Source organism: Achromobacter sp. Root83, assembly GCF_001428845.1.
Classification (GTDB): domain Bacteria; phylum Pseudomonadota; class Gammaproteobacteria; order Burkholderiales; family Burkholderiaceae_B; genus Achromobacter.
Genome location: NZ_LMIU01000008.1, coordinates 180,716 through 201,433, shown reverse-complemented (window position 1 = coordinate 201,433; position 20,718 = coordinate 180,716). Strand labels below are relative to the sequence as shown.

General features: G+C 66.2%; 21 protein-coding genes. 6 read left to right on the top strand and 15 right to left on the bottom strand.

All coding sequences use genetic code 11. From position 1 onward, the window contains the following. Positions 1 to 73: 73 nt before the first annotated feature. A complete protein-coding gene (gvpU, locus tag ASE30_RS29260; RefSeq protein ID WP_200964426.1) occupies positions 74 to 520 on the bottom strand; it encodes a gas vesicle accessory protein GvpU in 447 nt (148 codons plus the stop codon). A gap of 224 nt (positions 521 to 744) precedes the next feature. Between gvpU and ASE30_RS10740 the strand changes: the two genes are divergently transcribed. Next, on the top strand, positions 745 to 1,113 hold the full coding sequence (locus ASE30_RS10740; protein WP_057284283.1) for a hypothetical protein: 369 nt from the start codon (positions 745 to 747) through the stop codon (positions 1,111 to 1,113). Between the two features lie 37 nt (positions 1,114 to 1,150). Here the strand turns inward: ASE30_RS10740 and ASE30_RS10735 are convergent, their stop codons facing one another. From ASE30_RS10735 to cyoA, 8 genes are all read right to left on the bottom strand, one after another. Further along, positions 1,151 to 2,479: a ParB/Srx family N-terminal domain-containing protein gene (locus tag ASE30_RS10735; protein ID WP_057284282.1), complete on the bottom strand. Its 1,329-nt coding sequence runs from the start codon at positions 2,477 to 2,479 to the stop codon at positions 1,151 to 1,153. Between the two features lie 90 nt (positions 2,480 to 2,569). Continuing rightward, positions 2,570 to 2,908 (bottom strand): Hpt domain-containing protein, encoded by a 339-nt coding sequence (locus tag ASE30_RS10730; RefSeq protein ID WP_082601547.1) that lies wholly within the window; start codon positions 2,906 to 2,908, stop codon positions 2,570 to 2,572. A gap of 151 nt (positions 2,909 to 3,059) precedes the next feature. Further along, positions 3,060 to 4,166: a porin gene (locus ASE30_RS10725; protein ID WP_057284280.1), complete on the bottom strand. Its 1,107-nt coding sequence runs from the start codon at positions 4,164 to 4,166 to the stop codon at positions 3,060 to 3,062. A gap of 179 nt (positions 4,167 to 4,345) precedes the next feature. Continuing rightward, positions 4,346 to 5,125: an SURF1 family protein gene (locus ASE30_RS10720; protein ID WP_057284279.1), complete on the bottom strand. Its 780-nt coding sequence runs from the start codon at positions 5,123 to 5,125 to the stop codon at positions 4,346 to 4,348. Next, positions 5,125 to 5,556: a cytochrome o ubiquinol oxidase subunit IV gene (gene cyoD, locus ASE30_RS10715; RefSeq protein WP_235515246.1), complete on the bottom strand. Its 432-nt coding sequence runs from the start codon at positions 5,554 to 5,556 to the stop codon at positions 5,125 to 5,127. The genes ASE30_RS10720 and cyoD overlap by 1 nt, the downstream gene beginning before the upstream one ends. Beyond that, positions 5,553 to 6,194 carry a cytochrome o ubiquinol oxidase subunit III gene (gene cyoC / locus ASE30_RS10710; RefSeq protein WP_057284277.1) on the bottom strand — a complete coding sequence of 214 codons (642 nt, stop codon included), beginning with the start codon at positions 6,192 to 6,194 and terminating at the stop codon, positions 5,553 to 5,555. Before cyoC ends, cyoD begins: the two co-directional genes overlap by 4 nt. Then, positions 6,187 to 8,190 (bottom strand): cytochrome o ubiquinol oxidase subunit I, encoded by a 2,004-nt coding sequence (cyoB, locus tag ASE30_RS10705; RefSeq protein WP_057284276.1) that lies wholly within the window; start codon positions 8,188 to 8,190, stop codon positions 6,187 to 6,189. Before cyoB ends, cyoC begins: the two co-directional genes overlap by 8 nt. A gap of 74 nt (positions 8,191 to 8,264) precedes the next feature. Next, positions 8,265 to 9,308 (bottom strand): ubiquinol oxidase subunit II, encoded by a 1,044-nt coding sequence (gene cyoA / locus ASE30_RS10700; RefSeq protein WP_057284334.1) that lies wholly within the window; start codon positions 9,306 to 9,308, stop codon positions 8,265 to 8,267. Positions 9,309 to 9,531: 223 nt separating this feature from the next. Here cyoA and ASE30_RS10695 point away from each other — a divergent pair, with 223 nt between their 5' ends. Next, the gene (locus ASE30_RS10695) at positions 9,532 to 10,866 is read left to right on the top strand and encodes an MFS transporter (protein WP_057284275.1); all 1,335 of its coding nucleotides are present in this window, start codon (positions 9,532 to 9,534) and stop codon (positions 10,864 to 10,866) included. Between the two features lie 12 nt (positions 10,867 to 10,878). Here ASE30_RS10695 and ASE30_RS10690 read toward each other — a convergent pair whose 3' ends face one another. Both ASE30_RS10690 and ASE30_RS10685 read right to left on the bottom strand, forming a co-directional pair. Continuing rightward, the gene (locus tag ASE30_RS10690) at positions 10,879 to 11,922 is read right to left on the bottom strand and encodes a histone deacetylase family protein (protein ID WP_057284274.1); all 1,044 of its coding nucleotides are present in this window, start codon (positions 11,920 to 11,922) and stop codon (positions 10,879 to 10,881) included. A gap of 45 nt (positions 11,923 to 11,967) precedes the next feature. Next, on the bottom strand, positions 11,968 to 12,546 hold the full coding sequence (locus tag ASE30_RS10685; RefSeq protein WP_057284333.1) for a YdcF family protein: 579 nt from the start codon (positions 12,544 to 12,546) through the stop codon (positions 11,968 to 11,970). Positions 12,547 to 12,669: 123 nt separating this feature from the next. Between ASE30_RS10685 and ASE30_RS10680 the strand changes: the two genes are divergently transcribed. The 3 genes from ASE30_RS10680 (at position 12,670) to ASE30_RS10670 (ending at position 16,755) form a co-directional block, all read left to right on the top strand. Then, positions 12,670 to 13,176, top strand: a complete 507-nt coding sequence (locus ASE30_RS10680; protein ID WP_057284273.1) for an RNA polymerase sigma factor — start codon at positions 12,670 to 12,672, stop codon at positions 13,174 to 13,176. Then, entirely contained in the window at positions 13,163 to 14,155 is a 993-nt protein-coding gene (locus tag ASE30_RS10675) for a FecR family protein (RefSeq protein WP_235515245.1), read from the top strand. The genes ASE30_RS10680 and ASE30_RS10675 overlap by 14 nt, the downstream gene beginning before the upstream one ends. Before the next feature lie 230 nt (positions 14,156 to 14,385). Further along, the gene (locus tag ASE30_RS10670; RefSeq protein ID WP_057284271.1) at positions 14,386 to 16,755 is read left to right on the top strand and encodes a TonB-dependent siderophore receptor; all 2,370 of its coding nucleotides are present in this window, start codon (positions 14,386 to 14,388) and stop codon (positions 16,753 to 16,755) included. A gap of 3 nt (positions 16,756 to 16,758) precedes the next feature. Here the strand turns inward: ASE30_RS10670 and ASE30_RS10665 are convergent, their stop codons facing one another. Then, the gene (locus ASE30_RS10665) at positions 16,759 to 18,042 is read right to left on the bottom strand and encodes a hypothetical protein (protein WP_082601554.1); all 1,284 of its coding nucleotides are present in this window, start codon (positions 18,040 to 18,042) and stop codon (positions 16,759 to 16,761) included. A gap of 151 nt (positions 18,043 to 18,193) precedes the next feature. On the opposite strand from ASE30_RS10665, the gene ASE30_RS10660 reads away from it, so the two are divergent. Next, the gene (locus tag ASE30_RS10660; protein WP_057284270.1) at positions 18,194 to 18,595 is read left to right on the top strand and encodes a hypothetical protein; all 402 of its coding nucleotides are present in this window, start codon (positions 18,194 to 18,196) and stop codon (positions 18,593 to 18,595) included. Positions 18,596 to 18,601: 6 nt separating this feature from the next. Here ASE30_RS10660 and ASE30_RS10655 read toward each other — a convergent pair whose 3' ends face one another. The 3 genes from ASE30_RS10655 to ASE30_RS10645 all read right to left on the bottom strand — a co-directional run bounded on the left by ASE30_RS10655 (position 18,602) and on the right by ASE30_RS10645 (position 20,663). Continuing rightward, a complete protein-coding gene (locus ASE30_RS10655; RefSeq protein WP_057284269.1) occupies positions 18,602 to 19,234 on the bottom strand; it encodes a hypothetical protein in 633 nt (210 codons plus the stop codon). Between the two features lie 52 nt (positions 19,235 to 19,286). Continuing rightward, entirely contained in the window at positions 19,287 to 19,685 is a 399-nt protein-coding gene (locus ASE30_RS10650) for a hypothetical protein (RefSeq protein WP_057284268.1), read from the bottom strand. 84 nt (positions 19,686 to 19,769) lie between these two features. Further along, on the bottom strand, positions 19,770 to 20,663 hold the full coding sequence (locus ASE30_RS10645) for a LysR family transcriptional regulator (protein ID WP_057284267.1): 894 nt from the start codon (positions 20,661 to 20,663) through the stop codon (positions 19,770 to 19,772). Between the last annotated feature and the right edge of the window lie 55 nt (positions 20,664 to 20,718).

Sequence of the window (20,718 nt, the reverse complement as noted above, 5' to 3'; positions counted from 1 at the left end):
CCTGACCGGCCGTACCTAACCGGCCGTACCCGGCCACACTGTACCTAACCGGCCGTACCCGGCCACACCGTACTTAACCGGCCGTTTCCGATTGCAGGCGGCCCAGGATGAAGCCGTCCACCGCGCTGGTGCGTCCGCGCCACAGCGTGGGCTGTCCGGCGATGGGCGTGCCGTCCGCCGTGAAGAACAGGGCATCCGCAAGGTGGATGTAGTTCGGCAGCGGATCGACCGGCTGGGGCAGACGGAACACGTCGCCCAGTTCCGCCAGCGACGCGTGCACGGTCTTGCGGGTATCCGCGTCCAGCGTCTCCAGCGAACTCGTGAATTTGACGGCGAAACTGTCGAAGTATTCCGCGCCCGATATGATCGATCCGGACACCAGCATGCCGCCCATCTGCAACGTCACGCCGATGCTTTCGATCTGGCTGCCGTTGTTCACCAGGTTGACCAGGAACTGCAGGAAGGCGTCCGCGCCGGGGACGGCGCCCGCGGGCTGGCCGGGGGTGGGTTCAATGCTCATGAAGGAATCTCTGGAATGTTTGCAAGAGCCACAAGATACTCGAACGGCGTGAAAAATACCTGCCCCGCAATAGCGGAATAAGCGGCCGGTTCGGGTGTCTGTCCAGGTCTTCCCGCGCCGCGCCGGCAAGTTAACTTGGCACCCTGAGGGTCAATCCCGTGACGGGCCGCCGCCAGCGCCGCGCTGCCGGCCGGGCGCCACGCACTGAATTCTTTGGGGCATCCATGAGCATCGTAAATTCCCTGGGCATCACCTCCGGATCCGAACCGTCCATGGCCGCGTCCCGGTCCGGTTCGGGCGTGGGCGATTTTCGCGCGGCCTTCGCCAGCGCCACCGAGCGCAGCCGCTCCGCCATGGCGGGCGGTGTCTCGGGCGCCGCGCAGGCTGCGCCTTCGCAGGCCGAACAGGAATTCCTGGACTACGCATCGATGTCCCTGGAAGACAAGATGCTCTATGCGGCCCTGGCCAGCCTGGGCATCTCCAAGCAGGAATACGACGCCATGTCGGCGGCCGAACGCCTGGAAATCGCCGAGAAGGTGTCGCTGGTCATGCAGCAACTGGCCAAGGCCGAAAACACCCAGGAAGTGCTCTAAGGCCTTCCTGGCGTGAAGCGGCCCAGGCGCCCGCGGATCACCAGCCCCAGCAGGTGCCGGCCGCGGGCTTGCCGCAAGTGCGGTAGTTGACGGCGAACCACAGTTTTCCCGCGTTGCGCGGGCTGGAGTCGGACGTCTTGATGTCGTCGCGCGGAAGCTCTTCCAGCGTGTCGCGCGCCTTCTTGGTGGGCGTGCCGCTGGCGGCGTCGGGAACCAGGGCGATGCGGCCCAGGCTGGCCGCGTCGCGGTCGTCGAAGACGATGTCGGTGCCGTTCAGCGTATTCATCTTCAGCGACGCATCGCGCACGGCGGCGGCATAGCTGTCGTTCGAGCCGGTGGCGATCAGGTCCTTGTTCAGCGTGCTGACGGCGAGAATCTGCGCGGCGGCGGCCGGCGGCCGCATCTTGTACTGGTCCAGCGCGGGCAGCCCACCGCCGGCAACCTGGCGGCGCAGCCAGTCGCCCCACAGGAACTCGGCGAATTCGGGCAGATCGCCGTTGCTGTAGGCGATGTCCCGCGTGAAATACACCAGTGAGCGGTAGCGGTCTTCCTGCATGCCGCCGGCCTCGTGCACACTGGGCAGCCCCAGGCGGTTGGGCAGTTGATCCACGGTGATGGGCTGGTTCTGGCCATCGCGCAGCCAGACGCGGCGCTCGTCGACCATGCGCTGCCAGAAGGCGGCGGCCGTGGTCAGGCCGCTGTAGTTGGCGTCGACCTTGACCCAGACGGGCAGCTTGGGGCCGCCATCGAAGATCTCGCGCAGCGACGAAAAGGTGTGATGGCCGTCGGTCAGGTAGAGGTTGCCGTCCCAGCCGACGACGACGGACTTCAGGTTGGCGGCGTTCGTGCCCGGCGCGTCCAGGCAGGCGAAGGTGGCGGGCTGGTCCAGCCGCGCCGCCCGCGCCTCGGCGATGCTCTGGAATGCCTGCTTGCGCTCGCCGCCTCCCATGTCCTCGCAGTAGTCATCGAATTTCTTGCCTACCGTGCGGTCCAGGTAGTCAAGTTGTTTGGCGGGATCGGCCGCCCACGTCGCGCGGTCGAAGTCGCCCTGCCAGCGGCCCAGCTTGTAGTAGATCTGGTCGTAGCCGATGGCGGTCTGGGTGGGGCGCAGTTCTTCGATGCGCACCTGGATGACGTCCCCCGGCTTGGCTGCCAGATAGGCCGGATTGCGCGCCGGGGTTTCGGAGACGGGCGGGGCCGGAGTTGGGGCCGGCGTCGGAGAAGGGATGGGGGCCTCGGCGTCGTCGTTGGCGCCGCCGTTGCAGGCGGCCAGGGCCAGCGGCAGCAAGACCATGGCGAAGGCGCGCAGCAGGGGGCGGGGGCGCGCGTGCGCGGACAAGGGTTGCTTGCGAAAAGTCAGGGGCATGGAATTCTTGGGGCTGCGATCAAAGAGAGGGACCGATCATGCCGGATGCGTGTTTCCCGCGCATTGCACTGCACGGCCATTCAACCACGTTTATGCCCCGTGCAGCAGCGACCGCAGGGAGAGGATGACGTCGCGGACCTGGGCCTGCGTGGCGGGCGTCAGGCCAGTGGTGCGCAAGGCGTGTTCGAGCGTGTCGGCGTGGCTGTCCGGCCGGGGAATCTGCAGGGACAGAAAGGCGCCCCGGATGCGGTGCAGGGTGAGCGCCGCGTCGATGGCATCGCGCCGATGCAGCGCCTGTTCCAGCGCGGCCAGGTCCTGGTTCATCGTGTCGATGAACAATCGGCGATAACGCAGGGGCAGCGCGCCAAGGGGGCTGGATTCGGCGGCTGGCGGCGGGTGTGCGGGCACGGAGGGGGGCGGCTTAGCCATGACGCCTGTCCAAGCCTGTGCGTGTGCTGTCGGGCATGGAACGATGTTAGGTAGCGCCGGGATCCAGCGCTATAGGATCAGACTGACATCGTTCGGCCGCGGCCTGCGGGGGCAGGGCCGGCGCCGCGCGGCGGGCCGGCCCCCAGCGCGTTTAGAACTGGTGGCGGATGCCCACGCCCGCGGCGGTGCTCTTCAGACCGTCGATGAACGCGTAGTCCGTGCCGTACGAGCCATAGGCGTACAGGTTGGTGCGCTTGGACAGGTCGTACGTGTAGCCCACGCTGTAGACGTTCATGTTGGCGTCATCGCCCGTCAGCTTGTCGTTGGACGGGGCCACGTGCTGCCACGAGGCGAACAGGCTGCTCGCGCCGCTGACCGGCAGGGTCGCGCCCACCATGTACGAATTGGCCTTGAAGCCGTCCACGAAACGGTTGGTGCCGAATTCGTCGCTGAACGGCGTGCCCGCGGGCAGATCCTGGCCGACGAACCAGCCGTCGGTGGTGCGGCCGTAGGCAGCGGCGAGCTTGACCACTTCCAGGTCGTACGACACGCCCAGCGCGTACTGGCGCGGCGTGGCGCCGTTGTCGATGGAGCTGCGGTTGGCGCCGTTCAATTGGTCGTAGGTCAGCGCCACGTTCAGCGGGCCTTGCACGTAGCGCAGGCCGGCGGTGATGCCGCGCGTGTTGTCGGCGGTGCCGAAACCGGTCTGGTCCGCGGTGGTGTCGTCCGCATTGAACGAGTAACCCACGCCCAGCTCAAACCCGTTCACTGAGGGGGTGCGGTACATGACCATGTTGTCCCAGCGCATGGTGTTGGCCGCGCTGAGACCCAGGCCCAGGTTGGATTGGGTGTAGCTGGTGTAGAAAGGATCGATGTCGGCCAGGTAGTTGGAGCCAACCGTGGCCTGGCGGCCGAATTCAAGCGAACCCCAGGCGTCGTTGGCCAGGCCGATGGTGGCTTGGCGGCCGAACAGGCGGCCCGATTGTCCGCGCTGGCCGTTGGCGGAATCAAAGCCGCTTTCCAGCTTGAAGACCGCGCTCAGGCCGTCGCCCAGATCTTCGGATCCGCGCACGCCCCAGCGGGAGCCGGCCTGGATGCCGTTGATCATGCCAAGCTTGGATCCGTTGTATCCATCGCCCTTGATTTTGTTGTAGCCAATGCCGGTGTCGATGACACCATAGAGAGTGACTGACGGTTCTGCCTGAGCAATGCCTGCGAAAGAAGCCAGCATTGCAGCGGCGAGCAGCGTCTTTTTCATCCGGGGAACTCCTGGGATATGGGTTGGAAAAAACAAAGGGAACACCACGCCAGACGTCATGCCTGGCGGGATGTTCCCGGGCTGCATTGTAGACTACTCGGCAGTATGTTCAGCGAACATGCCGGAATTTCCGGCTATTCGCGCCGATTTTCGACCGCGCCGAAGAGGGGCTCCGCCGGTCAGGCCTGGTGGCGCGCGCGCTTTTCCTCGCGCACGAAGACCGCCACGCCGACGAGCACCATCAATGCCAGCGCGTACCAGGTGATGGCATAGACCAGGTGGTTGTTCGGGAAGGTCAGCACCGTCAAGCCGCCGACGGGTTCGCGGGCGGGGTCGCGGCCGGCGCTGGTGGCGGCGTCGGCGTCGATGAAGTAGGGCGCCACGTCAGTCAGGCCGCGGGCGGCGGCGATGGCCTGCAGGTCGCGCGAGTACCAGAGGTTGGACGCGGGGTCGTTGTTGCGCAGGAAGCCGCTGCCGGGTTCGCCCATGCGCAGCAGGCCCGTGACCCGCGCCTGCGCGGGGGGTTGGGGGGTGTTCACCTGGCTCTTGCGCCATTCGGGCAGCACGAAGCCGCGGTTCACCAGCACCGTGCCGCCATCGGCCAATTGCAGGGGCGTCATGACCCAGTAGCCGCTGCCCAGTTCGGTCGCGGCCTGTACCAGTGTCTGGCGGTCGAACTGGAAGGTTCCCGAGGCGGCGACGTGGCGGTATTCGGCGTTGGCGGATGTGAGCCTGGGCCATTCGCGCTGCGCGGGGGCGGGCACGGTGGGGGCATGGGCGCGCTGGTCTACTTGCGCGATCAGCGCCTGTTTCCAGGCCAGGCGGTGTACTTGCCAGGTGCCGAGGGCGCACAGGCCGGCGAACACGGCGGCAGCAACCAGCCCCAGGATGACCAGGGTGGTTTTGCTGCGCGGATTGCGGGAGGTGTCGCGTGAAGAAATGTCTTTTACTGCTGCCATCAGGGAATTTTCCGCATGTCGTGTGTGGACATGGGCATCATATTGGCGTTCAAGTGATACATGATCCAGATTGACCCGCTGAGCGTGATTACGACCAGCACCAGCGTGAATATTAACGCCAACATATTCCAGCCGCTCTCGGACTTGGTGTCCATGTGCAGGAAATAGATGATGTGGACCACGATCTGCACGACAGCGAAAGCGAGGATCACCAGCCCGGTGGCGCGCGAGCTGTCGATCACGCGGCCCATCACCAGCCAGAAGGGGATGGCGGTCAGGATGGCGGCCAGCACGAAGCCGGTCAGGTAGCTCTTGAGCGTGCCGTGGCCGGCGCCATCGTCATCGTCGTGGCCGTCGTGGCCCCCGTGGCCCCCGTGATCGTCATGCCCGCCGTGGCCGCGGTCGGCCAGGTTTTCCATGTGCGAGCTCATGGCAGCACTCCCATCAGGTAGACGAAGGTGAATACGCCCACCCAGATCAGGTCAAGGAAGTGCCAGAACATCGACAGGCACATCAGGCGGCGGCGGTTTTCGGGAATCAGGCCATGCATCCGCACCTGGAGCATCATCGTGATCAGCCAGACGATGCCGAAGGTGACGTGCAGGCCGTGCGTGCCGACCAGCGCGAAGAAGGCTGTCAGGAAGCCGCTGCGCTGCGGGCCGGCGCCCTGGTGGATCAGATGCGTGAACTCGTACAGTTCAAGGGACAGGAATCCCAGGCCCAGGATGCCGGTCACGGCAAGCCACATCTGGGTCGCCCCGATGCGGTTGCGGCGCATCTCCAGCATGGCGAATCCGTAGGTGATCGACGACAGCAGCAGCAGCGCTGTGTTCACCGCCACCAGTTGCAGGTCGAACAGGTCGGCGCCGGACGGGCCGGCGGCGAAGTTGCGCCCCAGCACGCCGTACGCCGCGAACAGGCAGGCGAAGATGAGGCAGTCGCTCATCAGGTAGATCCAGAACCCGAGCAGCGTACCGTTCTTGGGGTGGTGTTCGCCGGGAACGTAGAACACGGGTTCCGGGGACGGCGCCGCGCCGCCGGGCAGGGGTGGGGCCAGGGTCTCAGACATGGTTCGCCAATAACCGGGTACGCGCGTCTTCGGTGGTCACGACCTCGTCGGCCGGCACGTAGTAGTCGCGCTTGTAGTTGAAGGTATGGATGATCGCCACCAGGATCAGCGCCGCGAACGACAGCACGGCCAGCGGCCACATGTGCCAGATCAGGGCAAAACCCATCACCACGCTGATCCCCGCCAGCACGATGCCCGCCCAGGTGTTGCTGGGCATGTGGATCGGGATGAAGCCCAGCCGCGGCCGCTCGTAGCCGTGCTGCTTCATCTGCCACCAGGCGTCCAGGTCATGCACCCGGGGCGTGAACGCGAAGTTGTAGTTGGGCGGGGGCGACGAAGTGGACCATTCCAGCGTGCGGCCGTCCCAGGGGTCGCCCGTGTCGTCGCGCAACTGGTCGCGGCGGCGGTAGCTGACCACGAGCTGGATGATGAAGCTGGCGATGCCGCAGGCGATCAGCAGCGCGCCAAAGGCCGCCACCTGGAACCAGATCTGCAGCGACATGTCCTCGAAGTGGTTCACGCGGCGCGTCACGCCCATCAGCCCCAGCACATACAGCGGCATGAAGGCCACGTAGAAACCGACCAGCCAGAACCAAAATGAGCACTTGCCCCAGAACGGATCCAGCTTGTAGCCGAATGCCTTGGGGAACCAGTACGTGATGCCGGCCATCAGCCCGAACAGCACGCCGCCGATGATCACGTTATGAAAGTGCGCGATCAGGAACAGGCTGTTGTGCAGCGCGAAGTCGGCGGGCGGAACGGCCAGCAGCACGCCCGTCATGCCGCCGATCACGAAGGTCACCATGAAGCCCAGGGTCCAGAGCATGGGGACTTCGAAGCGGATGCGTCCGCGGTACATGGTGAAGAGCCAGTTGAAGATCTTGGCGCCGGTCGGGATCGAGATGATCATGGTCGTGATGCCGAAGAACGAATTCACGCTGGCGCCGGACCCCATGGTGAAGAAGTGATGCAGCCAGACCAGGTACGACAGCACCGTGATGACGACGGTGGCGTACACCATGGACGCATAGCCGAACAGGCGCTTGCGGCAGAAGGTGGCCACCACTTCCGAGAAGATGCCGAAGGCCGGCAGAATCAGGATGTAGACCTCGGGGTGGCCCCAGATCCAGATCAGGTTCACGTACATCATGGCGTTGCCGCCGAAGTCCGCGGTGAAGAAATTGGTGCCCAGGTAGCGGTCCAGGGTCAGCATCGCCAGCACGGCGGTCAGGACGGGGAAGGCGGCGACGATCAGCACATTGGTGCACAGCGCCGTCCAGGTGAAGATGGGCATGCGCATCATGGTCATGCCCGGCGCGCGCATCTTCACGATGGTGACCAGCAGGTTGACGCCGGATAGCAGGGTTCCCACCCCCGCTATCTGCAAGGCCCAGATGTAGTAGTCGACCCCCACGTCGGGACTCTGCGCGATGCCCGATAAGGGTGGATACGCCAGCCAGCCGGTGCGCGCGAATTCGCCCACGAAGAGCGACATCATCACCAGGATGACGCCGCCGGTCGTCATCCAGAAGCTGAAGTTGTTCAGGAAAGGAAAGGCGACGTCGCGCGCGCCGATCTGCAGCGGCACGATGTAGTTCATCAGCCCCGTGACGAGCGGCATGGCCACGAAGAAGATCATGATCACGCCGTGCGCCGTGAAGATCTGGTCGTAGTGGTGGGGCGGCAGGTAGCCGGCGGAATCGCCGAAGGCCACCGCCTGCTGCAGCCGCATCATGATGGCGTCCGCGAAGCCGCGCAGCAACATCACGATGCCCAGGACGACGTACATGATGCCGATCTTCTTGTGGTCGATGCTGGTGAACCATTCGTGCCACAGGTAGCCCCACTTCTTGTAGTAAGTGATGGAGCCCAGCACCACGATGCCGCCGGCCGCCACCATGAAGAAGGTGGCCAGCAGGATAGGTTCGTGGAAAGGAATGGCTTCCCAGGTCAGGCGACCGAAGATCAGCTTGGTGAGGTCTGGTTGATCAGGCATCTCGATTCCAGCGAAAAGACCGCGATTTCATGAAGCCCTTGCGTCATCCTGCGCGGACGGCCCAGGGCCGGCCGCTACAGCACCAGGCCTTCGGTGGACGTGCACATGGCCCCCACGAACTTGCGCGGCGGCGTTGCTGTCAGCCCCAGGCGCTCGCGCGTCTGCGGGTCCATCGTGGTGACGTTGCGCGCGCCCGGGATGCCCATGCCGCCCTGGGCATCGATGGCCATCGCGTCGCGCATGCACATGCGGCCGGGCTCCACGCAGCGGTTCACGATGGCCTCGAACAGGCCGGGCGCGACCGACGCGTAGCGCTGGACCGGGTTGCGTTCGCTGGGCTGCTCGAGCTTCAGGTAGATGTCGCGGCTGAGGGCATCGGTGGACTTGCGGGCGTCGGCGACCCATTTGTCGAAACCTTGCTGGTCCAGGCCATGGAACTTGAAGCGCATGCCGGAGAAGCCCGAGCCGCTGTAGTTGGCGGACAGGCCTTCGTATTCGCCGGGGTGGTTGATCACCGCATGCAGCGTGGTCTGCATGCCGGGCATGGCGTAGATCTGGCCGGCCAGCGCCGGCACGAAGAAGGAGTTCATCACCGTCGACGAGGTGATCTTGAACTGGATGGGGCGATCGACGGGAGCGGCCATTTCGTTCACGGCGGCGATGCCTTGCTCGGGATAGAGGAACAGCCATTTCCAGTCGAGGGCGACGACCTCCACGACCAGCGGCTTGGTGCCCGCGGGCACCTCGCGGCCTTCGGACAGGCGCGCCAGGGGGCGGTAGGGATCGAGCTGATGCGTGCTGACCCACGTAAGCGCGCCCAGAGCAATGATGATCAGCAGCGGCGCGGCCCAGATCAGGAGCTCCAGCATGGTGGAGTGGTTCCAGTCGGGATCGTAGGGCGCTTCCTTGTTGCTGGCGCGATAGCGCCATGCGAAGAGCAGCGTCAGGATGATCACCGGCACGATGATGATGAGCATCAAGCCGGTGGAAATGATGATCAGGTTGCGTTGCTGCAGGGCCACGTCGCCCGAGGGCGAGAGCAGCACCGCATTGCACCCGGCGAGCAACGGCAGGGCGGCAAACAGGATCAATCCGCGGAGCCTTGGGAAGGACGGCATGGCCATACCCCGAAACGTAACCGTGGGAAGTAAACGCAACACTACGCTGGAAGCCGCGAAAAATCTAGGGTAAAAAGAGCAAAAGTATGCACGGCAACGCGTGCGGGGCAGTCCTGGACACTTCGGTGCTTGCGGCTTGCGGCGTGATGAGCGTACCGTGGCAAGGGTGTGTTGCAAGATCGTAGACAAGGCGTATTCAAACCCTCCTTTTGCGAGCAAACCCATGTCGACCACCACGCGATATCCCGGTCATCCCTCTCCTGTTCCGGGGCCGGGTGCAATCAGCGGCGGGGCCAGCCACGCCAAGGTGGCTCCCGGTGAAATCGCCGTGGGCGTGGTGGTGGGACGCGCCTCCGAATACTTCGACTTCTTCGTCTTCGGCATCGCGTGCGTGCTGGTTTTTCCGAAGGTGTTCTTTCCCTTCGAAGAACCCCTGGAAGGCACGCTCTGGGCCTTCGTCATTTTCTCGTTCGCCTTCATCATGCGGCCGATCGGCACGGCGCTTTCCATGGCGATTCAACGACGCTGGGGCCGCGCGACCAAGCTGACCGTCGCCTTGTTCCTGCTGGGCACGGCAACCGTGGGCATGGCATTCCTGCCGGGCTACAACGCCATCGGCGTGCATGCCATCACCTTGCTTGCGCTGTTCCGCTGCGTGCAGGGCCTGGCGTTCGGCGGTTCCTGGGACGGCCTGCCGTCGCTGCTGGCCCTGAACGCGCCGCCCAATCGGCGGGGCTGGTACTCGATGATGGGCCAACTGGGCGCGCCGGTGGGCTTCATGGTCGCAAGCGCGCTGTTCCTGTATCTGCACGTCACGCTGACGCAGGCCGACTTCCTTGAATGGGGCTGGCGCTATCCCTTCTTCGTGGCGTTCGCGATCAACGTGGTGGCGCTGTTCGCGCGGCTGCGGCTGGTGGTCACCGAGGAATACACGCAGCTGCTCGAAGAAGGCGAACTCGAACCCATCAGCATCTCTGAAATCGTCAGCAAGCAGGGCTACAACCTGTTCATTGGCGCCTTTGCCGCGCTGGCCAGCTATGCGCTGTTCCACCTGGTCACGGTGTTTCCGCTGTCGTGGATCGTCGTCAGCGGCACGCAGCAGATTTCCGACGTGCTGATCGTGCAGATCATCGGCGCGGTGCTGGGCATCCTGGGCACGATCGCCTCGGGCTGGCTGGCCGACCGTATCGGCCGGCGCACCACGCTGGGCCTGCTGGCCATGCTGATCGGTGTGTTTGCGGTGCTGGCGCCCTGGCTGCTGGGCGGCGGACCCACCGCGCAGGATGCATTCATCCTGATCGGCTTCGCGTTGCTGGGGCTGTCGTACGGCCAGGCGTCCGGCACGGTCACCGCCAACTTCACGCGCCGCTTCCGTTATACCGGGGCGGCGTTGACGTCCGATATGGCGTGGCTCGTCGGCGCGGCCTTCGCGCCGCTGGTGGCCTTGGGGCTATCGGCGCGCTTCGGGCTGGTGGCTGTCAGCGTCTACCTGTTGTCGGGCGTTGCCTGCACGCTGTTGGCACTGCGCATCAACAAGGTGCTGGAAACCCGCGACTGAACAGCGCGGCGCTCAGCCGCCATAGCCTTCCAGCACGTTCGCCACGTTGATGCCGACGTCCGCGACGGCGTAGCCGCCTTCCATCGTGAAGACGGCAGGCAGGCGCAGCTCGCCCAGCAGGCGTCCGACGTGCAGGTAGTCGGCGCTCTTGAGCTTGAATTTCGAAATCGGGTCTCCCTCGTATGTGTCCACGCCCAGGGCGACGACCACGGCGTCCGCCTTGAATGCGCGCACCGCCGCCAGGCCTTGTTCCAACGCCTGCGTCCAGGTGGCGAAATCGGTGCCGGCGGGCAGCGGCAGATTCAGGTTGCCGCCCTGGCCCGCGCCCTGGCCGCGTTCGTCGGCATAGCCCAGGAAGAACGGATACTCGGTGGTCGGGTCGCCATGCACCGACACGGTCAGCACGTCGCCGCGCTCGTAGAAGATGCTCTGCGTGCCGTTGCCGTGGTGGTAGTCCACGTCCAGGATGGCGACGCGCGCCGCGCCCGCATCGCGCAGGGCCTGGGCCGCCAGCGCGGCGTTGTTCAGGAAGCAGTAGCCGCCGAAAAAATCCGCGCCGGCATGGTGGCCCGGCGGGCGCGTCAGCGCCATGGCGGTGCGTGGCCCGGCGCCCGAGGACACGGCCCGGGCCGCCTCGATCGCGCAGGCGGCGCCGGCGGTGGCCGCTTCCCAGGTGCCCGAGGTCAGCGGGCAGCCGCTGTCGAACGAGAACAGGCCGACCCGGGCGGCGAAGTTGGTGGGCTCTACATCGTGGCGGAAACCGCGCACGGGCCAGATCGAGGGCAGCACGTCCAGTTCGGCATTGGCCGGGTCCAGCGCGATCCATTCCCGCCATGCGCTCTCCAGGAAGTCCACATAGCGCGGGGTGTGCACGCGCTTGATGAGATCCATGTCCGGCGCCGAGGGCGCGCGCAGCTCGCCGATGCCGCGCTGGCGCAGCGCATCCAGCACATATTCCAGGCGTGCCGGCGTTTCGTGGCAGGGCACCAGCTTGCCGCGGAACATTTCGTGGCGGCCGCGATGTTTGTCATGGACGGGATTGTGGAAGATCAGCACGATGAAGAGGTCCTGTGATGTCTTTGCTGGGGTGTGGATGCGCCGCTACAGCGGCCGGAAAATATACAGCGCCATCGCGGGCAGTTCGCGGAAGACGGAATAGATATCGCGCAGCTCGAAGTAGCGCGGATAGCCGCCGCCGACGTCGGCCACGCCCTGGCGTTTCAAGGCAAGCATGGCGCGGGGCACATGGAAATACTGCGTGACGGCCAGGGCGCGCGTGTAGCCATGTTCGCGCATGTAGGCGCTGGCGTGGCGGGCCGTGGCCCACGTGTCGATGCCCGCGCTATCGGTGACGATGCGGTCGGCGGGCACGCCGCGCCGCTGCAGATAGCCGCGCATCGCGGCGGCTTCGTCGGCGCCCGCCGGATCCACGCCGCCGCTGACGAACAGAACGCGGCATTGCGATGCGGCGTAGCAGTCGTAGGCGCGGTCCAGCCGCGCGGCCAGGCGCGGCGAGGGATCGCCGTTGGGCTGCACGGTGTTGCCCAGCACAATGGCGACGTCGGCCTCGCGGGCGCCGGCCATGAGGCCGGTGGCGGCCAGCGCCGCGGCCGCCAGCAACACGGCCGCCGCCAGGACGGCCAGCGCGCGGACCGCCCATTTTCCTGCAGTTGTCGCCATGAAGTGCGCCATTCGGGTTCGAGGGCAAGAGCTTAAGGCAAAACCGCGCTCGCGCATTTGCCGTAATGAGAATCATGATTGATAATGCCGGCCTTCTCCCCGCGATTGCCTCACTGCCGTTCCATGTCCCGCCATCCGCCATCCGAAAAAGGCTGGCTCGCGCATTACCGCGAGCTGATCGGGACGTGGACGCGGCGCAGCGCCAGCCGGCAGGACGCGGAAGACGCCGCGCACGATGTGGTGGCGAACATGCTGCGCAATGGCGAGGCCGCCGTGCTGGATCCGAAGGCCTATCTCTACGGCGCCAGCCAGAATCGCCTGAATGGCGAATTCCGGCGCCAGTCCCGGCGCGAGCTGATCAGTCTTGAAGGGCTGCCTGACGCCGAACATCCCGCGCAGGCCGATCCGGAGTCCGCGATCCGGGCCGCGCAATTGGCCGATGCGCTAAAGTCTGCGCTGGCCGAACTGCCGCTGAAATGCCAGCAGGTGTTCCTGTGGAACAAGCTCGAGGGCTACACACAGGCCGAGATTGCGCAGAAACTCGGATTGACGCAAAGCACGGTCGAAAAGCACATGAAGCGCGCGTTGACCCACATCCATGACCGGTTGCAAGATCATGCCCCGCACTGATTCCCGCCCGGACGCTTCCACGGCGCCCCGCGACGAGGCCGCCCGCTGGTTCGCGCGCGAGCGTCTGGGCGCGCTGGATGCAAAAGAGCGCCAGGCGCGCGACGTCTGGCTGGCCGCCCACCCCGAAAACTTGCGCCAGTACCGTGCGATGCAGGCCCTGTGGCGCGTGGCGGATGGCCTGCCCGAACACGAAATGCGCGCCATCCTGGCGCAGCCCGGTGACGCGTCCGCGCATCCACGCCGCCGCCGGTTCGTCATGGGGTTGACGGCCGCCTGTGCCCTGACGCTTGCCGTTGGCGTGATCGGCCCCCGGCTGTGGTCGCCCGCTCCCGAATTCACCCAGTCGCTGGCCACGGCCCGAGGCGAACGCAAGCGCGTCACCTTGCCCGACGGCTCGCTGCTGGAACTGAACACGGACACGCAGGTCCGCGTCGCGCTGTATGCCGACCGCCGCCTGGTGGAACTGCTGGCGGGCGAGGCCCTGTTCACCGTCAGCCCCGACGCCGCGCGGCCTTTCACGGTGGATGCGGGAGACGCGCAAGTCCTGGTGACGGGCACGCGGTTCAATGTCCGGCGCGACGGCGCCGCGGTGGCGCTGGCGGTGGACGAGGGCAGCGTGGCGTTTTCCGCCGGCTCGTGGTGGAACAGGACGACCCGCCATCTGACGGCGGGCTATGTCGCGGGCTACACGCCCGGCACTCCGCTGGCGGCGCCGCACCAGGAAAACGTGGCGGCCGTCATGGCTTGGCAGCGCGGCCGGCTGGTTTTCCGCGATACGCCGCTGGCGCAAGTGGTGGCGGAGCTGAACCGCTACCTGCGAAATCCGCTGAGGATCGACGACAGCAAGCTTGCGCGCTTGCGCGTGGCGGGCACCCTGTCCATCGACGAGCCCGAATCCGTCTTGAACGTGCTGCCGCAGATCGCGCCCGTGATCGTGCTTTATCCCGCCGACGGCAGCGCCGTGCTGGCGCCGCGCTAAGCGCGGCATTTCCGCATCCCCGCGCGCCCAACCAGGGCGTCATGACGCGGCATGGCCGAATCATTTTGTTTCAAATTATCTATCGAGAATCATTCCGGTTTTTTTGCGATGCCGGCGTCTAGACGTTGAAGGGGACGCGCTCGCAAGCCGATCTCGGCCCTGGAAGCAACCTTTGGCCAAGGGTGTCGGGCGCGGAATGCGCGGGCAGTTGTACTGGAATTTTTCTACCCATGATGGACAAGCAAGTGAAGCAGCGCGCGGCGGCGCGCAAGACAGCAAAGCGCGGCGCGCACGGCGCATGCGGCGCCCTGGCGATTTCCCTGGTGCTGGCGTGGACCGCCATGCCGCGCGATGCCGTGGCGCAGACGGCGCCCGTCCAGGTCAGCATCACGGCGCAGCCGCTGGGCGATGCGCTGATCCAGTTGGGCGAGCAGGCATCTCTGGTGATCTTCTATCTGCCCGAGACCGTGCGCGGCCGCAACGCGCCCGCGGTGTCGGGCCGCCTGACGCCCGATGACGCGTTGCGCCGGCTGTTGGCGGGCACTGGCATCAACTTTCAGCGCGATGGGCGCAATGTCTCGCTGACCGCGCCCTCCGCGGCCTCGACGCAGCTCGAGCCCGTGACGGTGCGCGGGGTGGCGGTGGGAACGGCGGACAGCTACGTCGCGCTGTCCAGCCGGAGCGGCAAGCTCGATGTGCCGCTGATCGAAACCCCGCGTTCGGTGTCGATCGTGACGCAGGAACAGATCAAGGTGCAGGCGCCGCGCAATCTGGAGGGCGCGCTGGCCTACACGCCCGGCGTGCAGACGGAAGTGTCGGGTTCCAGCGATGCGCGCATGACCGGAGCGGTGATCCGGGGCTTCAGCGATGGGAGCGCCTATTTCAAGGACGGCTTGAAGCAGTTGTCGACGGGCACCTATGCATCCTGGAACGACAACCTGGACGAGCTCGACAGCATCGAGGTGTTGAAGGGGCCGGCCTCCGTCCTGTTCGGCCAGGGGCGCCCGGGCGGCGTCATCAACGTGGTCTCCAAGCGCCCCTCGGCGGACCATGTCAACAGCGTGGGCGCAAGCTACGGCACGTACAACCGCCGCCAGCTCACGGCGGACCTGGGCGGCGCGTTCGACGCCGACCAGAAGGTGCTGTATCGCCTGAATGTGATGGGCCGCGACAGCGACGGACGCACAGATGGTTCCCGCGACGACCGGATTTCCGTGGCGCCGTCGATCCTGTGGAACATCACGAACCAGACGCGCCTGACCGTGCTGGGCACGTACTCCAAGGAACGCGCCACCCCGAAGAGCTGGTGGCCGAACCTGTACACCTATCCCGAGATCGGGGACCTGCCGCTCAGCCGCACCGCCGGCGATCCGGATTTCGACCGCTTCGACCGCGATACCAAATCCATCGGCTACGCCTTCGAGCACGACACCGACGGCGGCTGGCGCCTGCGCCAGAACCTGCGCTATTCGGAGATCGATATCGACTACCGGCACATCTACGGGATGGATCTGCTGGAAGACAAGCGCACGGTCACGCGGGGCAGCCTGGCCCAGCGCACCAACGGTAAGACCCTGGCCGTGGACAGCCGCGCGTCGCGCGACTTCGCGTGGGGCGGCCTGCAACACACGTTCGCGGTGGGCGTGGACTATCTGCGCTACAAGGAAAACGATGCGCTGGGCTTCGGGTGGGATGTGCCCAACCTGGACATCTACGCGCCGGTGTACGGCCAGCAGATCGACTATCCCGAACTGGATCCGTCGCGCACCGACCTGAAGCAGACCGGCATCTACACGCTGAACCAGCTCAAGTGGAATCAATGGGTCGGCAACGTGAGCCTGCGGCGGGACTTCGTGCGCACCAACCAGAGCAGCACCACGCAGCCCAGGATCAGCGACGCGGCCACCACGGGCAGCGTGGGCCTGCTCTATCTGTTCGACAACGGCGTCGCGCCTTACGTGAGCTATTCCACGGCGTTCGACCCCATCACGGGAAAGCAGTTCGACGGTACCGCGTTCAAGCCGCGCGAGGGCAAGCAGTACGAGGTCGGGCTGAAATATCAGCCGCCAGGCACCGACGCGCTCTTCACGGCCGCGGTGTTCGACATCCGCCAGACCAATGTGACCACGCAGGATCCCGACCATCCACGCTTCAGCGTGCAGACCGGCGAGGTGCGCTCCACGGGTGTGGAGCTGGAGGCCAAGTTTCCGCTCACGCGTGAACTCAGCGTGATGGCCGGCTATAGCTACATCGATCCGCGCACGACGAAGAGCAACCGGCTGCAGGATGTGGGCCAGCAGCTCTCGCAGACCGCGCGCCAGACGGCCAGCCTGTGGCTGGACTACCGTCCGCATCAAGTCCAGGGCCTGATGCTCGGGGGCGGCGTGCGCTATCGCGGCAAGGCGCCGCTGAACACCGCGGCCGACGGCAGCACGCCGTACAACCCGGCGTTCACGCTGGCGGACGTGGCGGTCGCCTACGAGACGCCGCGCTACCGCATCGCGCTGAACATCAATAACGTTTTCGACAAGCGCTACTACACCTACACGTTCCGCGGCATGGAGCGCGAAGCGATGCTCAGCCTGAACTACTACTGGTAGCGCCTATTCCAGCTTCGGGAACGGGAAGTCGAACTCGACCTGGTTCGAGTAAAGCGGTTCCCGAAGATTGCCAGGATCGGTCACGACGGCAGTCATGCGGTAGCGGCCCGCGGCCAGGTCGGGAACGGCCTGCACATAACCAGCTTCGTTTTCGCGGATCATGTAGCTGGCCCTGCCGCCATTGCCTTCGTCGTGGCGCCACAGCACCGGCGCATCGACCAGCCCGATGGCGCTGTCCGGCGCCGGCGAGCCCGCCGGTCCCAGCGCGACGGCGTCGGCCTGGAGCAAGGGATGCACGATGCGGTCGCCCTGCGCGTTGATCAGCAGCAGCCAGACACGGGGCAGGGATAGCGCGGCCGGCGCGGCGCCATGATTGTCCAGCCGCAGCGTGAGGCGGCCGCCCGATTCCTCGTCGTTCCAGGCGTCCAGGTAATTGAACAGGGTCAGCGCCAGCCCGCTTTCATCGGGCGGCGCGGGCGTGTAGCCGTGCTTGTCCACGCGCAGGTCGCCGTAGCGCACCCATTTCAGGACCTCGCCGCCGGATTGGCGGGCGTAGCGCACTTGCAGCCAGCCGAGCGGACGCAGCGCCACCACGTCCAGCCGCTCGCCTTGGGCGGCCGTTATGGCCGGACGGGCGTTGACGTCGGGCGCGTCGTACAGGTCCAGCCTGCCGACCGGCACCACGCCGCCTTCCAGCGGCGAGCCTTCGCCGTCGATGTCGATGCCGGCGACGGAGCCGTCGTCGCGGAAGCGATAGGTCAGTTCCGCCTGGGCGGTCTCAAGTCCGAACAGCGCCTGGGTGGTCCACGAGGTGGCGTGCGCCGTGCCGTCCGGCCGCAACACGTAGTCTTCGGAGCCGTTGCTGGCCGCGCCATAGCGGCAGGCCACGCTGAAGGCAGGCAGGCCGGGCTTGAAGAACGGATTGACGAAACCGTGGCAGGGACTGGCCTCGCCGCCGGGATACGCTATTTCCTGGAAGCCGCCGTCGTCGGGGCGGTAGAGGAACAGGCGCGAGATGACCTGCGAGCTGCCGCCGCTTTGGCCAAGGACCAGGTCGCGGTACCCGTCCTGGTTGATGTCCACGGATTCCATCTGGTCGATTTCTTCGTCGAACTCGCCCAGCTCGTAAGCGGGTCCGTCGCCCACGCGCACCGTGGCGCGCTCCTGCGCGCCGCCGGTGGTCGTCACGGTGGCGGGCAGTCCGGCTTTGATGGGGTACGGAAACTCGCGCGCGCACGCGCCTTGTGCCGCCGTGGCAAGCATGGCCGCAAGCAGAATGCCTTTCACCTGTTCGTCCCTCGATTCGGTTCCGCCGGGCATTATGCCCCAGCGGTGTGCGGGTAAACGATCGGTGGGCGCGGCGGTGCGGATGCGCATCCTGGGTAGAATCCAGTGTTAGGCTGGGCCCGCGCCGCCCGGCCCCGCTTATCCGTCCGCCATGAACCCTTCATTTCCGATCCGCCAAGAATGCCCCCCGGGCGCCTGTGTGTGCGACCGGGAACGGCTGCTGGCCGATCCGGCGTCGGACGTGCGCGTATTGCGATTGACCAAGGAAGAGGAAAAGCGGCTGGTGGCGCGGCTGGAGAACATCGCCAGCCTGGATGATCTGCGGGCGATGCAGGGGCGCATTCACGCGCAACTGGGGATCGTGATCCGCATCACGCCCAGCGACAACGAGGTCCGCACGTCTCGGGGCATATCCATCCAGTTGGAAGATCTGCCGGGCCTGTGCCGCAAGACGCGCGCGTCGCTGCCCGCCGCGATCCGGCGCGGTTTCGATAACCGGCCGGAAATCGTCTATGCGCTGCTCAACGAGCGCGACCTGCTGAGCGGGACCTGAGCCCGTTCAGGATTTTTTGGCGCCGGCCTCGGTCTGGCAGGGCTTGAGGGGAACCACATCGGCGGGCGCTCGCCCCGCTTCCGGCCGGCTGGCATCCCGGTTCTTGGCCGCGCGGGCGGGATAGATCAGCAGCACCGCGCTGCCCGCTTCCAGGCTGGGGCCTTGCTGCGTGCCGTAAGCCACCGTCCAGCCGCGCACCGCCAGGGGGGCCAGCGTGTACTGCCGCGCCGATCCGGGCGACACATGCGCGACCTTGCCCGCGTACAGCTCCTGCTGCGGGACTTCCACGCCATTGACGGTTTGATACGTCGCCACGCTGACGAGCGCGGCAGATTCCCCGTGGCGCGCAAGCACCGCCGTCTTGAATTTTCCGGGAGGGACGTCGGCGAGGCTGACGTTGATGTTGCCGCTGCCCTGGCCGCTGGCGTTCAGGGTCACGCCGACGACGTCGGCGCGCGTGAGCGGCGCGGTGCCGGTGTTGCGCACCCGTACGCTATATTGACCCGACGTGCCTTCCAGCGTGCAGACGTCCACCCCGTGCGCCGCGGCCGGGGCCGAGGCCTGCGCGGCGCCCATCGCGGCGCCGGCAAGCAGCGCTGCGATGGGAAGGAATAGGGCACGGGGGGATCGAGAGGACACGGCACGCTCCTGGTGAGGGCAGCGTGCCGGGCGGCGCGTTGCCTGCCCCTTATTACACCACTTGACGGCCCGGGGCCGCGTCCTGCCCGCGCTTGCCGGCCAGCCAGTGCAGGATCAGCGCCAGGACCAGCAGGGCGGCCATGATGAAGCCCCAGCAGATCCAGCCCAGCACCGAGATGAGCGTGCCCAGGCTGCCCGCGAAGGGCAGGACCTGGTTCAGGCCCTGAGCGGCCCAGACCAGCCCGCCCTGCAGCGATTGCAGCCACGCGGGGTCGACCCAGGCGGCCGCCCAGGCTGGCGCGACCCATTGCGAGGTGTCGATCGCGGCGCCCGGCACCTGGGCCGTGGCGATGGTCGCGAGGACCCAGTCGGTCAATTGCAAGGTCAGCGCCACCAGCCCGGTCCAGAGTGCGGCAAGCACGGCAAAAGCGAGCCAGATGATTTTTTTCATTGAAGTGGTACTCCGATAATTCAAAAGAGGGTCCACGATAAAGGCGATTCTATTTCTGAAAAACCAGAATGGATGTGACAAACATTAAGATAAAACCGAAGTTTTCGCACTCGCCAGGATGGCCTGGACCAGCGGGTGATGCTGGCCGCGCCGGTTGCGGATGGCGTAGATCTCTTCGTGGACGTCATCGCAGCGGGCCAGCGGGCGCAAGCCGCGCAGCAGGGCGATGTCGTCTCCGCCCAGGCGGCTCAGGGGAAAAACGCCCAGGCCGCGGGCGGCGAACACCGACATCAGGGCGCTGTCCTCGAATTCGCCCACCACATTGGGATAGACGCCTTGCTCGCCGAACCAGCGGTCCAGGGTCTGGCGCAGCACAGAATGGCCCGTGGGCAGCAGCACGGGCAGGCGTTCCAGGCAGCGGGGAAAGTCCAGCGTATCCGATTTGCGCACCAGCTTGGCGGGGCCATACCAGTCGACCGGGGACGACACCAGGCGGTCGCTGGTGAGCCGCAGGTTGGGGTTGGCGGGGGCGCCCTGGCCGGCCAGGACCAGGTCCAGGTGGTGCCGGGCCAGTTCTCCGAGCAGTTCCTCGACCTCGCCCTCGTGGCAGGTCAGGTGCAGGTCGGGGGTATGCAGCACCGGCCCCAGCAAGGCGTGCGCGGCCAGCTTGGAGATGCCGTCGGACAGCCCCACGGACAGGCGCACGACGGGCTTGGTGGCCGCCGCGCGCACCTCCTGCGGCAGCACCTGGCCGATCTGGAAAATCTCTTCGGCACGCGCGAAGGCGGCCTGGCCCGCGTCGGTCAGCGCCACGCCCCGCCCGGCCGGTTTGAGCAATTGATGGCCCAGGTTCTTTTCAAGCTCCCGCACCTGGGCGCTGATGGTCTGGATGGCCATGTCGAGCCGTTCGGCGGCACGGGAAAAGCCGCCTTCCTTGGCGACCATCCAGAAGTAATACAGGTGGCGGTAATTCAGCATCGGTGTGGTCTCACTTCGGTTTTTTCGAACCTTAACTCACTTTCAGGCTGATTTC

Excerpts from the sequence above, each read along its gene's own strand:
- gvpU (WP_200964426.1), bottom strand. The coding sequence starts at position 520 with ATGAGCATTGAACCCACCCCCGGCCAGCCCGCGGGCGCCGTCCCCGGC.
- ASE30_RS10740 (WP_057284283.1), top strand. The coding sequence starts at position 745 with ATGAGCATCGTAAATTCCCTGGGCATCACCTCCGGATCCGAACCGTCC.
- ASE30_RS10735 (WP_057284282.1), bottom strand. The coding sequence starts at position 2,479 with ATGCCCCTGACTTTTCGCAAGCAACCCTTGTCCGCGCACGCGCGCCCC.
- ASE30_RS10730 (WP_082601547.1), bottom strand. The coding sequence starts at position 2,908 with ATGGCTAAGCCGCCCCCCTCCGTGCCCGCACACCCGCCGCCAGCCGCC.
- ASE30_RS10725 (WP_057284280.1), bottom strand. The coding sequence starts at position 4,166 with ATGAAAAAGACGCTGCTCGCCGCTGCAATGCTGGCTTCTTTCGCAGGC.
- ASE30_RS10720 (WP_057284279.1), bottom strand. The coding sequence starts at position 5,125 with ATGGCAGCAGTAAAAGACATTTCTTCACGCGACACCTCCCGCAATCCG.
- cyoD (WP_235515246.1), bottom strand. The coding sequence starts at position 5,556 with ATGAGCTCGCACATGGAAAACCTGGCCGACCGCGGCCACGGCGGGCAT.
- cyoC (WP_057284277.1), bottom strand. The coding sequence starts at position 6,194 with ATGTCTGAGACCCTGGCCCCACCCCTGCCCGGCGGCGCGGCGCCGTCC.
- cyoB (WP_057284276.1), bottom strand. The coding sequence starts at position 8,190 with ATGCCTGATCAACCAGACCTCACCAAGCTGATCTTCGGTCGCCTGACC.
- cyoA (WP_057284334.1), bottom strand. The coding sequence starts at position 9,308 with ATGCCGTCCTTCCCAAGGCTCCGCGGATTGATCCTGTTTGCCGCCCTG.
- ASE30_RS10695 (WP_057284275.1), top strand. The coding sequence starts at position 9,532 with ATGTCGACCACCACGCGATATCCCGGTCATCCCTCTCCTGTTCCGGGG.
- ASE30_RS10685 (WP_057284333.1), bottom strand. The coding sequence starts at position 12,546 with ATGGCGACAACTGCAGGAAAATGGGCGGTCCGCGCGCTGGCCGTCCTG.
- ASE30_RS10680 (WP_057284273.1), top strand. The coding sequence starts at position 12,670 with ATGTCCCGCCATCCGCCATCCGAAAAAGGCTGGCTCGCGCATTACCGC.
- ASE30_RS10675 (WP_235515245.1), top strand. The coding sequence starts at position 13,163 with ATGCCCCGCACTGATTCCCGCCCGGACGCTTCCACGGCGCCCCGCGAC.
- ASE30_RS10670 (WP_057284271.1), top strand. The coding sequence starts at position 14,386 with ATGATGGACAAGCAAGTGAAGCAGCGCGCGGCGGCGCGCAAGACAGCA.
- ASE30_RS10660 (WP_057284270.1), top strand. The coding sequence starts at position 18,194 with ATGAACCCTTCATTTCCGATCCGCCAAGAATGCCCCCCGGGCGCCTGT.
- ASE30_RS10650 (WP_057284268.1), bottom strand. The coding sequence starts at position 19,685 with ATGAAAAAAATCATCTGGCTCGCTTTTGCCGTGCTTGCCGCACTCTGG.
- ASE30_RS10645 (WP_057284267.1), bottom strand. The coding sequence starts at position 20,663 with ATGCTGAATTACCGCCACCTGTATTACTTCTGGATGGTCGCCAAGGAA.